Below are 12053 nucleotides of genomic sequence, written 5' to 3' on the forward strand. Positions count from 1 at the left end.
AATGTTCAGTAATGTTATATGATAATTTGTCTGTAATGGTATTGTTTGGCCGATCTTAGGGAGACAATTCGTAAAATATATGGTTCCTCACCAGCTTATTCTCAGACAAGGGCTGGACTCCCAGAAAATTACGAGCAAATCAGGACGATCCGTGATCTTTTGGACATCAACTACAAGATGGTAGACGCAAGAGAGCAAATAAGACAGAATCTTATTGCAGCAATGCGCTCTGGCCAAAAAAAATACCCTGGAATAATAGGATATGATGATGACGTCGTACCGGCACTTGATAGGGCGATTCTCTCAGGACATGACATATTCCTTGTAGGGCAAATAGGACAAGCCAAGACAAGGCTTGCAGAGACGATAGCAAAACACTTGCTCTCGCCAATTCCTGTGATAGAGGGAAGCATCACTAATGATTCTCCAATGGATCTGCCTGCAGATGATCTGGCATTGTTGCTCGAAGGACAAGAGCCGGACAGCAGTTCACCAAAATTTCATATCGGTCCAGAGAGTGTGGAAAAAATTCTTGACAACAAATTTGATACCAAAGTAAAATGGGTTGAAGGTGCTCAGAGATTTAGATACGTACTTGCAACGCCAGACATATCGGTAAAAGATCTAGTCGGTTACATTGACGCAATAAAGGTAGCAAAAAAAGGAGTGGAAATGTACAAGATAGATTCATACTCTCCGGGACAATTAATGCAGGCAAAACATGGAATCTTCTGTATAGATGAGCTGCCCGTGCTCGATCCAAGAAAACAAGTAGCACTTCTGTCAGTACTGCAGGAAGGAAGGTATACGACTGGTTCGTATCCTGTTATATTTGAGCCAAAGACTATGTTCTTTGCAACCGCAAATCCGATTGACTATACTCACTCTGGTAAAATAATAGAGCCGCTATACGATAGGCTGAAAAGTCACATTCACACTCATTATCCTAAAACGATAGATGATGAGACATTGATAATGCTGCAGGAAGCAAAAACTCCGCAATGTGTGATACCATCATTTGTGTTAAAGACTCTGGCAAGATTGGTACAAAAGGCACGGACAAGCCCCGAGATTAATCAGACAAAGGGAGTAAGCGTAAGATTCGGAATACATGGATTGGAACTACTTGTCGGGGAGTCGGAAAGGACAAGGGCTATTCCAAAGCAAAGTGCCACAGTTCTCCGGCATTCTGATATGTATTGCCTATCACAGATAGCCAAGTTTGAGCTCTCTGAAATAGATGACACACTTGAGAACCGATTACGTGTATTCAGGCATATTCTTGATGACTCTATTCGGGAAACATGTCTTGAGTATTTGCATGGATTGGATGCCTCTGCACTTGATGCAATAAAACAAGAATTCTCAGGGAAAACATTCCGAGCATCACAGAAAATTGTTTGGAAGGACGGCGAAGCTTCGTACGAGAGCCAATTGGGTGGTTTTGCGCGCCTCACAGAACTGGTGGAAAGCCAAGTAAAACAGGTAGCGGATGTACAAAAGGAGCTTGAAAGTAAAATGTCGGAGAGCGGTGTCTTGAACAAAAACATACTGCTGACTGATTCTGCTGCCGGAGAGCTTAGAGCGGCCGTACTTGAGATGATACTTGATGGACTGTGCTTTACGAGCCCAAAAGTTCTTGAAAGAAAAGAGGGCACATATGTCGCAGTCTGATCACACAAATTTTGTATATTCTGCAAGCAGGGAGGAAACAGGTGGAGAAAAAAACGAGGGCTATGAGCCTCTTGACCAAAAAACATTACAGATCTTATTGGAATCCCTTGCAAGGCAATCAATAAGAGAGAAAGCTCCAACCTTGGATGAGCTTGAAGGAATTTTGAAAAATGATCTAGAGTCAAAATCCGATTCTGGAACCAAGACAAAATCCGAGGATACGCCAAAAAGCGACGATCTGCATTCTATTACAAAACTGCTTTTGGAGCATGGATATCTAAAAGATGAGAAACACTGGCTTACAAAAAAAGGGTTTTTCGCAATTGGTGATCACATATTGAGGGATATTATGAGTGAGCTGAAGACAGGAGATTTTGGACTGCATGAAACGCGAGCTGTTGGTACAGGCACCACCATACTTGACACCACAAAAAAATTCGAAATTGGAGATGACATAAGGATACTAAATGTTCCGACTACAATACTGAATACAATAACAAGAATAACAAAAAGCAAGGATCTTAGGTTTCCACTCGACATTGAGATAGACGACTTTGAACAGTTTGAAACTGTGGATGATGTGAGGGCAGCAGTAGTATATTGCATAGATCTGAGCTCAACAATGAAATCAGCGCTTGCAGGTTCTGGAATGAGCAGAATTGAGGCTGCCAAAAAGGCACTTTGGTCACTTTACGTTCTAAACAAAAGGTTCTTTCCAAACGACACCATCATGATTATAGGTTTTGCATCAATGGCATCAATAGTCAATCCCGTTGACATTCCGTTTCTAAAAACATATGATGCAAATGACGAGTTTCTTCATTACACCAACTATCAGGCAGCACTCAGATTGGCAAGAAAAATACTACAAAAAGAATCCGCGACAAACAAGCGCATAGTACTGATCACCGATGGCCAACCAAGTGCCTGCTTTGTTGATGATGAATTCCAAAAAAATAAGATACTTGAGGAAAAACCGTATTCTAATTTTTATGCGCCAAATATGTCTCTTCTCTCAAAGATAAGAGAAGAGAAAAACATCAAAATCGAAGATTCTGGAAGCCTTGTCTATTTGTGTTATCGTTACAAAAAGGTTGATCCGAAAATAGACGAAAGAACTATTTTGGAAGCAAAAAAATGCAGACGCGAGAACATAGAAATAGATTCCATAGTGGTAAGCGAGGAAATGGAGCTTTTAACATATGTGCAAGAAATGGAAAAGCGGATTCACGGCCGCACATATCATATCAACCAGGACAACATGGACAAGGTACTGGTGGTAGACTATATTTTTAACACCAAGAAGATATTAGGTTCCAAAAACATGTAGTTGCATGACCGAAAAAAGTGAGAATGCCAAAGTAATAGAGCACCTTTTCAATCCTGAGATATCTGTCATCCTCTCAGAACTTGAACATGGGCCGAAGGCATCATCAAACCTTGCACAGTCTTTAGGCATATCCGAACAGGAAATAAGAGAACGACTTGGACTTCTCATTCAAACAGGGTATGTATATGCTAGCAAGATTCCACTTGAATACTCTGTTGACACAGAAAAAATTGCCAAGCTGATGGAAAATGATGAGAACTACAAGGGTGTAGTCGACGGACTTACAGAGCTTGATAGCTACCTTAACTAGACTTTCTGCGAGTTTTTACTGCATAAATAACTGCAATGCCTACTCCAACGAATCCAGAAATTATTGCCGCCTGTCCAAATATGTTGAGTGCCACGATAGATTTGTCAGGCATGTGCGATAGACCTATGAGTGCTCGAGTCTCCTGCGAATCGATATTTTCAAGCACCATCCTATATTCTCCTTTTGATGATAAGTCAAACTGCTCTTCGGTCCTGTCTTCATCGATGGTTTTAGAAACTATTTGGTTGCCGAGAGGATCAAAAATCCTCACCGACATTGTCACGCCTGACAGCTCGGTATGTACTATGTAAATTCCTGTTTTCGCTACCGCCGGATCCATCTGCCGACTAAGCTCAAGCGGAGAAGCCTGACTTACGAGGCCATCAGTTATGGCAACTCCCTGCGTAATTATGGCAGAACCATAAAATGAGATTACCATGCCTGCAGCAACCAATCCTCCTGCCACAAAAAGCACCAGATGGGGTTTTTTCATATTTTATCCCTCTGCATGCCATATTATTGAGTTGTGTTTCTAATTGGATCCTAAAAGTTAGCCTATACTAACAAAGTTAGCCTAGGCTAACTTTTAAATAAACAAAATTACAACATCTACTGTACGTTGAAGCCGTTTTCAAAAATGATATTTGCCCTAGTAATCACTGCGATCATCGCATCATTTTACTTTGCATATCCTATATCGTCAATTGCAAACAACGAGGAAAAGACGTTTGTAACACACAGTGGTGCGGTAATTCGAACCACAGGCGATGTGCTTGATCCAGTATATTTGCCACAGACCGTCGAAATAGATCCGGAAAAATACCTGCGTGAGTTCAATTATGGGCGAGTTTCGACACTCGCAGACGGCACAACGTTACGTGAATTCACCATAATTGCGCGTGATGATCAAATAATGGAGATATCTCCTGGAGTTTTCTACAATGTCTGGACGTTTAACGGAACTGTGCCTGGGCCCACAATTAGGGCCACCGAAGGAGATCTTATAAGAGTACACTTTGTAAACGAGGGCTCAAAACAGCACACGATACATTTTCACGGGATACACGCTGCCGAAATGGACGGTGTCTTTGAGATCGTAGGAAGTGGTGGGGGCCAGTTCACATACGAATTTGTAGCAGGTCCGGCAGGAGTACATCCATATCACTGCCATGTCATGCCGTTAGAGGAACACATTGCACACGGTCTGTATGGTGCATACATTGTGGATCCCAAGCAGCCTAGGGCGCCAGCAGACGAGATGGTAATGGTGCTCAACGGATTTGACACAGACTTTGATACTGAAAACAATTTTTACGCTGCAAACACTATCCCGTTTTACTACCAACACCATCCAATCAAGATAGAGCAGGGTAAGCTGATCAGAATCTATGTTCTCAACATACTGGAGTTTGACCAGATAAACAATTTCCACCTACACGGCAATCTGTACTACTATTATCCTACGGGTACATCTAGTGTACCGTGGACATACACTGACATGATTACACTGTCACAGGGAGAGCGAGGCATTATGGAGTTCACATATGATTATCCTGGAAAGTATCTTTTCCATGCACATAAAACGGAATTTGCTGAAAAGGGTTGGACGGGACTGTTCTTAGTCGAGGGCAAGTACTGATGGAATCTGCAAAGTCATCGCGTGTAAAGCTTGTAGTAAGCGGCATAATCCCGTTGGTGCTTCTTGGCATCATGATATTTTACCTATTTGGCCCTGGCTCAGAACTTTTGAACTTTGGAATTCCACTGCCTCAGATCACATTAGAGAAAATCGAGTTTGTTGATTCTGAAATCCATGTCACGGTCAGGAATACTGGGCCAATAGAAGTCTCTATCGCGCAAGCAGACGTAAACGATAGAGTGCAGCCAGCCGCAATAGAGCCTGACAGACATCTTGCTAGATTCGAAGCTGCAAAGGTGCGAATTCCATATTCTTGGAATGAGGCAGAACCGTATGAGATAGGACTCACAGTACATGATGGGACCAGGTTCTCATCCTCAGTGACGGCTGCAGCGCCTGCAATGAAACCAAGCCTTGAGCTTGTATCTTATTTTGCGATAATTGGAACATACGTGGGAATAATACCTGTGTTGATAGGACTTTTATGGTTCCCATTTATAGCAAAGATGAGCCGCGCAAAATACACATTCTTTTTGGCCATCACTGTAGGTCTTTTGATATTTCTTGGAATAGACGCAATAGAGGAAGGAGTAGAAATATCTGCGCAAAGGCTAGCAGGGGCGTTTAACGGACAACTCTTGATTGCAACTGTTACAATATGCTCGTTTGTTGCACTTTACTATATCTCAGAAAGACTGGTCAGTAGAGTTTCAGCGGCATCAAAATCTGTTGCAATCGCGTTAATGGTGGCAATAGGAATAGGATTGCACAATCTCGGAGAAGGACTTGCGATTGGAGCTGCGATAGGATTAGGTGAGGTCGCGCTGAGTACATTCCTTATTGTAGGATTCACAATACACAACACTACAGAGGGCCTTGCAATAGCTGCACCAATGGCAAGGCAGAAGCCTATGATTGCAAAGCTTGCCGCAATGGGATTGATTGCAGGCGCACCTGCAATATTTGGTGCATGGATTGGCGGATTCGAGTACTCCCCTGTCACATCCATAATATTTCTCTCAGTTGGGGCAGGAGCGATATTTCAGGTGGTAGCCGTCATCTTGAACTGGATACGATGTGACGGATCTCTACTGTCAGCGCCAGTTGTGGCTGGCATAGCTATAGGGATGATTATAATGTACATTACCAGCATCATCATCTAGAAAGGCTCTGGGTGTATGGTTATCACAGAATTCTTGAAGTGATCCCTGATGCGGTGCTCTATCTGTGACGTCAAATCATGAACACTTTCAATCGAAAGATCTCTATCAAAAGAACAGTTGATATCGATCTTAAGCAGATTGTCGTACTTTAAGGTGACAATCCTTCCTATCTTTCTTACCTCGGTTCGCTCCTTTAGCAGTGCAATGATCTTCTCATCCGCAGTCTTGTATTCAGTTAGGTCTGTTGGAATAGCTATGTGTGGTTCAAGATGTACTGTGATGTTGTCAATTTCAGGCACTTGGCTTCGTATTTTTTCTTCTATTTTGTCTGATAATTCATGTGCCTTCTCAAGGCTCATGTTTCTATCTACCATCACGTGAAAACTTACAAACTTGGCGCCTTTTGTGACATGGTGTGACACATTATGGATTCCCTTGACACCTGAAACACTAGATGCAATGTCGAATATTCTGGAGTCGATGGGTACACCCTTCCAGCTTGGCTCAAAGTGTACTGTTATCTCCGAATTTGGAATGGATTTTTTGATATTGTCCTCCACATTACTGCTTATTTCGTGTGCCTTGTCAAAACTGACATCAGCTCTTACTGAGACTGTCACATCTGCAAATATCGTATCCCCTGATCGTCGCATTAGGACTTGACCCACATCCAACACACCGTCAGTTGCTAGGACTGTCTGTCTTACTTTCTTGACAAGTTCTGGTGAGATGATATCGGTGAGCTCTTGTGCAGTTCTATACACAAGCTTTAGACTCAAGACAACAAGTAACACTCCAAGGATTAGGGCTGCTGCAAAGTCTGCATCATGGAAACCAAGATTTGCCATTACTATGCCTGCAATTACAACCATGGTGGAGCCAAGATCTAAGAATGCATGGTAAAAATCGGCCTTCAGAGTGGTGCCGCCTACCTTGTTAATTGATCTTTTAAGAAGAATGATTCTGAAAATATCGATGCCTATTGTGTATATGGCCGCCGCTATGGCATAAAGTCCAGGAGCAAAACTACTCGGACTCTGGATTCTGTCTACCGCCTCGTAAATGAAAAAAACGGCAATTAGGAATATTGCAATTCCGCCTATCATGCCTCCAAGTGACTCGACCTTGCCGTGTCCGTATGTGTGCTCTGCATCAGGCGGTTTTACTGCATAGCGTGCAGCCAAAAGCAGCACCAAGGTGACAACGCTGTCCAAAAGTGCATGAATGCTGTCTGTTAGTAATGCAAGACTGCCTGACACCATTCCAAAAACGAATTCAACTACAAAGGCAGAAAGTATGGCAACTAGGGATATCTTCAGAACGCTGGTCCGTTGCACAAAGATGCTACGCATTAAATCATTACCGCCAAGCTGTAATAACTCGCTTTGCGAATAAATCATACGATAACGTTATCTTTGGCGGACTCGGATCTGACGTAAATTGAACAAGTTGGTTTTGCTTGCAATAATGGGCATATTATTAATCCCGTTGGCCTCTAGCGCTTTTGCTGCAAACCCGAATCTATACGTCTCTGCGGAAAATCCACTACACAACAACCATTTTGCTGGTTCGATGGTAGTAGAAGTAGTAATAAGCGATCCGTCGCTCTCTGACACCTCGGAAGGAAAGGGTGAGCCTGATGTGACCGTAAACGGAAAGGATCTGCGTATGGTGCAGGCAACAGATGGAAAATGGTATGGGTACTTTGCAAATGTGGATAAGGCAAGGGCAGCTGATCAGACCGTGCCAACAGGACAACCAGGAAAGGGGCTTGATTTTGGCGTGTTTTGTAGCAAGGATACAATATCACTTGGTCCATCATTTACCCAGTCTGAAGGAATTGCAGTGCCCAGAGCTATGACTGGTTCAACAAATGGGCAGACAGGATTTAACACATGCACGGGTACCCCATCAGGACCCAACATAAACAACGTGATCAAATTTCCAAAATCAATTAACACCAATCCGAGCATTCAACCAGGACAGATAAACCTGAATGCGGATGCTTGGCCGATAATTCAGCTTTATTCGTTTAACAATGATGTAGTAGTACAGTACAACGCGGCCGGCGGTACGCAGCAAGTCAAGCTGCAATATGATGACATTCCTAACATCGGGCTGAGTCTTGATAGGACATCGTATCCACCAAACTCTGAGGTATTTGTTACTATTAATGACATGCAGCTAAACCAGGATCCTACCGCACGCGATTCGTGGACTTTTAACGTGGAATCCCCACAAGCAGTATTCTACCATGCTTTCACGGAAAACGGCTCACCTGCCGCAAGCGGAGCAGGGCTTGTAAACCTGATGTCACATTTATCAAATATAGGATTTGAGAAGAACGGGAAACTCTCAATGGTGCTTGGTAGTGTAGTCAAGCTAAAGTCAAACGGTTTTCAGGCAGCGTCAGTATCTGATTCTACTACCACATATCAGAAAATAGTCACATTTGTTGAAACGCAGCCAAACTCTGCAGTGTTTGAGACGGGCGACTTTGGGGATGTCTCTAGCATTGGAATACTCTCTAGCGCGCCAAGGGGGCAATCTGCAACAATCCAGTACAACTCCAAGTCAACATCTATTGTATCGGGACTTGACACAGCAGACATATCGCTTGGCTCAAACAGGGTGCTTTCAGGACAAAAAATCCCTGTCACAGTAGTGGATCCTGATCAAAATATCAACAACGGCGTAAGGGACAGACTTGAGGTCTTCAGAAGCTCAGCACTAATTCCATCGATGACTATAGGAAATCCGATCACGCTAGAATCTGCAAGCGGTGTCAAGTTCCATGCAAACTCTGGCGATAACATTTTGACTACGGGCACCTCTGTGAGTTCATCAGTTCCTGACAAGAATTCTGACAGGCTGATAATTGATACACGACCTAACTCGTTCGGATTTGCAAAGATCTCAATGAACCTTGGTATAAGCGCGTCGCAGTTGCAATCCATGCTGATAAATACGGGACAGGGAGACATGGGAACGAACTGGGTAAACTATGATATGCGTTCTTTTGCAAATCAACTTGGAATTTCCAGCTTTTCTGGCACCTCGATATCATTGTTTTTCTCGTCTGACAGTTCAACTGTCACGCTACTGGGAGCAGGAAGCGTATCATCGCAAGGATTTGCCCAGATTAGCGACGCGACAGTCACCCAGATAAGCTCTAAATCCGGCCCTGTCTTTCTTGTTGTCGACTTTGGCACAGCCGGTAATGTTGCATCTGAAACTGACACGCAGCCGCTAGTGTTTGATCTTTTCTCTTTTGGAAAGAAAGGTAACGCCGATGTGAATAACGCAATATACAGATTTGAGCTAAGAGAAACTGCGCAAAATTCTTCCACGTTTACTGGAACGCTAGAGTATGTAATTGCAAGTCAGTTAAATCAATTTGATGCAAATCTGATAAGGACACTAAGAACGATAGATCAAGATGTAAAGTTCTTTGTTAACCAGAGACTCATAGACGAGAAGGGAATCAACATAGCGTACGCTGATAGAGATGCGACTGGACTGACAACAGAGACTTCGACAAAAACAGATGTCAGGACCAACTCTGGAACGGTATCACTTAACTCAAAGACATTCAGATTCGGCTCTCCTGTCACAGTTACTTTGATGGACCCTGATCTTAATGTCAACCATGACACGGTTGACATTTATTCTGTGATTGACAATCCTGCTTCCTCAGATGTGGATGCTGTAGGAGGCTCAGGTGGAATACTTCTTGAGGTGCTAATAAAGGACATACGTTACAAGCGGTGTACCATAAACGGCGTTGAATACGGGGGACTGGCCTCAACCGGATTTACGCTAGTTGAAACTGGACCCAACACAGGCCGATTCGAGGGGACGTTTAAGATGCCCTCAAAGATTTGCAACAGGAGCGGCACAGAGCTTATCTCCACCGCAGGCGGAATAGTAGATCTCAAGTACTATGATTTTAGAGATTCATCAGGACAACAAAATATTATCAGCCTCTCAAAGGACACAAAAACCCAGACGACACAAACTCCAACAAAAACGACACCAGCACTCCCGTCCAAATCAAAGGTGTATGTACTTCCCACATACGGCAAAACAACGGATGTAGTACTGACTGGAAAGATACCAAACTACAAACAAGGCACCACGATCCAGCTGTTGCTCACAATGCCTGACGGCAAAACAACAAAGCTTGACGCATTTGCAACAAAACAGGGATTGTACAAGACACTGATAACACTAAAACACAACTCGCCAACTGGCAAGTACACAGTTGATATCAAGTACATGCAGTCACAGATAGGCAAAATCTCATTTGATGTGGTAAGATCAAGCTCGGGCATTCTGAGATAAATTGATTGGGTCAAAAAAGGTTCAAGAAAAGTATAATCAAGTCAATTTTTGTTTCATAGAATACATAAATACCCTGAAATGTTGTACAAGCCTAGAAATGAGAGTATCAGCAAGGATTGCACTGTTATCTTTGATCCTATTTTCGCTTGGTACCTCCAGCGCATTTGCCCAAGTCGACATTCCGCCGCTCTCTGTCAAGACGGAGCTACCACTTTACGACCAAGGTGATACGGTAGTATTCAAAGGACACGTAAAGAACTTGGATGCAAACAACATGATAGATCTTACAGTCAGAGTAGTCGGACCACTGGTCAATGGCACTTCTAGTAACATTTTACAGGTAAAACAGATTACACCGCAGCTTAACGGTGATTATGAAGGTTTTTTCATAGTTTCAGGCCCGCTCTGGAAGACAAAGGGCGATTACAGGATTCTAGTTAATTATGGTCCACAAAAGGCAGATACTACATTCTTCTTCAATGGTGGAACTGGCGCTTCCGTAATAGACACACCGCCGCCACCGCCGCCTCCAAAATGTGGCCCTGGAGAGGTTTTACAAAATAATGTATGCGTACCGTTTACCCAGCCGCCACCGCAATGTGGAACTGGCACCGTATATGACCCAGTTTCAAAGACATGTGTAGTGGCACAGCCAGTGCAATGTCCTCCAGGACAGATACTCTCAGGAGGTATTTGCGTTGACGAGCCACCAAAGCCTATAGACAAGCCGGTAGTCTGTGGACCTGGAACGGTGCCAAACGCACAAGGCATATGTGTTCCGGCGCCAAAAGCTGATGACAAGGGTGGATGTCTGATTGCAACTGCCGCATTTGGCTCTGAGCTGGCACCTCAAGTACAGCTACTCAGGGAGGTAAGAGATAACGTTCTGCTTAGCACACACTCTGGAACTGGATTTATGAGTGCATTTAACGCAGTGTACTACTCGTTCAGTCCAACGGTGGCAGACTGGGAAAGAGACAATCCTGTATTCAAGGAACTGGTAAAGACAGCAATCACGCCAATGCTCTCAACACTCTCAATACTCAACTACGTTGATATCGATTCTGAGGGACAGATGCTAGGGTATGGCATAGGAATCATACTGCTAAATATCGGCATGTACTTTGTCGTTCCGGCAGTTGTGATTATCAAAGTCAGGGGACTATTGCAAAAAAGGCGCCTCTAGATTATATATCCTGACATCTCACTTCATTTATGCACGTAGAATACGAGGAATTTGAGTCGATTCCGGACATCTTTTCATACATGGCATCTGTGATGCCTCCGATGAAAAACACGATGCCGATCAACTATTACAAAGGCTACATCTTTGCATTCATCCCATTGACACATAGCAATGACAACGTATACCTTATGATATACACAAAGGGCACACTTGACGGCAGGATACTAGAGTTTGACATAAATGCAAATACATACCGCAAAGTCAACGCAATAGAGAGGGCAGACAAGACTTACTTTATTGTGATGACGCCGAAAAGAAACACCCTTGCAGACGAAGCAATAAAGAGTCTGTAAAGCGGGTGTAAATTTTTCTACCCGGTGTGTTCGATTCGGACACCGAACGGAATA

10 protein-coding genes are annotated in these 12053 nt (G+C 43.5%); 8 read left to right on the plus strand and 2 right to left on the minus strand.

Annotated features, from left to right (window positions below):
• Window positions 1-45 precede the first annotated feature (45 nt).
• The 3 genes from NITUZ_RS01895 to NITUZ_RS01905 are packed head-to-tail and all read left to right on the plus strand — an operon-like array spanning window position 46 to window position 3314.
• The gene (locus NITUZ_RS01895; protein ID WP_048194642.1) at window positions 46-1674 is read left to right on the plus strand and encodes an AAA family ATPase; all 1629 of its coding nucleotides are present in this window, start codon (window positions 46-48) and stop codon (window positions 1672-1674) included.
• Window positions 1661-3004, plus strand: a complete 1344-nt coding sequence (locus tag NITUZ_RS01900; RefSeq protein WP_177309435.1) for a VWA domain-containing protein — start codon at window positions 1661-1663, stop codon at window positions 3002-3004. The genes NITUZ_RS01895 and NITUZ_RS01900 overlap by 14 nt, the downstream gene beginning before the upstream one ends.
• 4 nt (window positions 3005-3008) lie before the next feature.
• On the plus strand, window positions 3009-3314 hold the full coding sequence (locus NITUZ_RS01905) for a helix-turn-helix domain-containing protein (RefSeq protein WP_048194646.1): 306 nt from the start codon (window positions 3009-3011) through the stop codon (window positions 3312-3314).
• Here the strand turns inward: NITUZ_RS01905 and NITUZ_RS01910 are convergent.
• A complete protein-coding gene (locus NITUZ_RS01910; RefSeq protein ID WP_048194652.1) occupies window positions 3307-3807 on the minus strand; it encodes a hypothetical protein in 501 nt (166 codons plus the stop codon). The genes NITUZ_RS01905 and NITUZ_RS01910 overlap by 8 nt on opposite strands.
• A 144-nt stretch (window positions 3808-3951) precedes the next feature.
• On the opposite strand from NITUZ_RS01910, the gene NITUZ_RS01915 reads away from it, so the two are divergent.
• Window positions 3952-4953: a multicopper oxidase domain-containing protein gene (locus NITUZ_RS01915; protein ID WP_048194929.1), complete on the plus strand. Its 1002-nt coding sequence runs from the start codon at window positions 3952-3954 to the stop codon at window positions 4951-4953.
• Window positions 4953-6116: a ZIP family metal transporter gene (locus NITUZ_RS01920; protein WP_048194653.1), complete on the plus strand. Its 1164-nt coding sequence runs from the start codon at window positions 4953-4955 to the stop codon at window positions 6114-6116. Before NITUZ_RS01915 ends, NITUZ_RS01920 begins: the two co-directional genes overlap by 1 nt.
• On the opposite strand, the gene NITUZ_RS01925 is transcribed toward NITUZ_RS01920, so the two are convergent.
• A complete protein-coding gene (locus tag NITUZ_RS01925) occupies window positions 6113-7459 on the minus strand; it encodes a cation diffusion facilitator family transporter (RefSeq protein WP_048194931.1) in 1347 nt (448 codons plus the stop codon). The genes NITUZ_RS01920 and NITUZ_RS01925 overlap by 4 nt on opposite strands.
• A 97-nt stretch (window positions 7460-7556) precedes the next feature.
• Here NITUZ_RS01925 and NITUZ_RS01930 point away from each other — a divergent pair, with 97 nt between their 5' ends.
• From NITUZ_RS01930 to NITUZ_RS01940, 3 genes are all read left to right on the plus strand, one after another.
• Window positions 7557-10460: a hypothetical protein gene (locus tag NITUZ_RS01930; RefSeq protein WP_052370030.1), complete on the plus strand. Its 2904-nt coding sequence runs from the start codon at window positions 7557-7559 to the stop codon at window positions 10458-10460.
• 97 nt (window positions 10461-10557) lie between these two features.
• Window positions 10558-11646, plus strand: coding sequence for an EB domain-containing protein (locus tag NITUZ_RS10100; protein ID WP_048194655.1), 1089 nt, complete (start codon window positions 10558-10560; stop codon window positions 11644-11646).
• A 29-nt stretch (window positions 11647-11675) separates the two neighbouring features.
• Complete coding sequence (locus tag NITUZ_RS01940) at window positions 11676-11999, plus strand: hypothetical protein (RefSeq protein ID WP_048194657.1); 324 nt, start codon at window positions 11676-11678, stop codon at window positions 11997-11999.
• The last annotated feature ends 54 nt before the right edge of the window (window positions 12000-12053 follow it).

It is taken from the genome of Candidatus Nitrosotenuis uzonensis (assembly GCF_000723185.1).
GTDB classification, from domain to species: Archaea; Thermoproteota; Nitrososphaeria; order Nitrososphaerales; family Nitrosopumilaceae; genus Nitrosotenuis; species Nitrosotenuis uzonensis.

Coding starts and splice junctions, on each gene's coding strand:
- NITUZ_RS01900 (WP_177309435.1), top strand. CDS start 1,661: ATGTCGCAGTCTGATCACACAAATTTTGTATATTCTGCAAGCAGGGAG.
- NITUZ_RS01905 (WP_048194646.1), top strand. CDS start 3,009: ATGACCGAAAAAAGTGAGAATGCCAAAGTAATAGAGCACCTTTTCAAT.
- NITUZ_RS01910 (WP_048194652.1), bottom strand. CDS start 3,807: ATGAAAAAACCCCATCTGGTGCTTTTTGTGGCAGGAGGATTGGTTGCT.
- NITUZ_RS01915 (WP_048194929.1), top strand. CDS start 3,952: ATGATATTTGCCCTAGTAATCACTGCGATCATCGCATCATTTTACTTT.
- NITUZ_RS01920 (WP_048194653.1), top strand. CDS start 4,953: ATGGAATCTGCAAAGTCATCGCGTGTAAAGCTTGTAGTAAGCGGCATA.
- NITUZ_RS10100 (WP_048194655.1), top strand. CDS start 10,558: ATGAGAGTATCAGCAAGGATTGCACTGTTATCTTTGATCCTATTTTCG.
- NITUZ_RS01940 (WP_048194657.1), top strand. CDS start 11,676: ATGCACGTAGAATACGAGGAATTTGAGTCGATTCCGGACATCTTTTCA.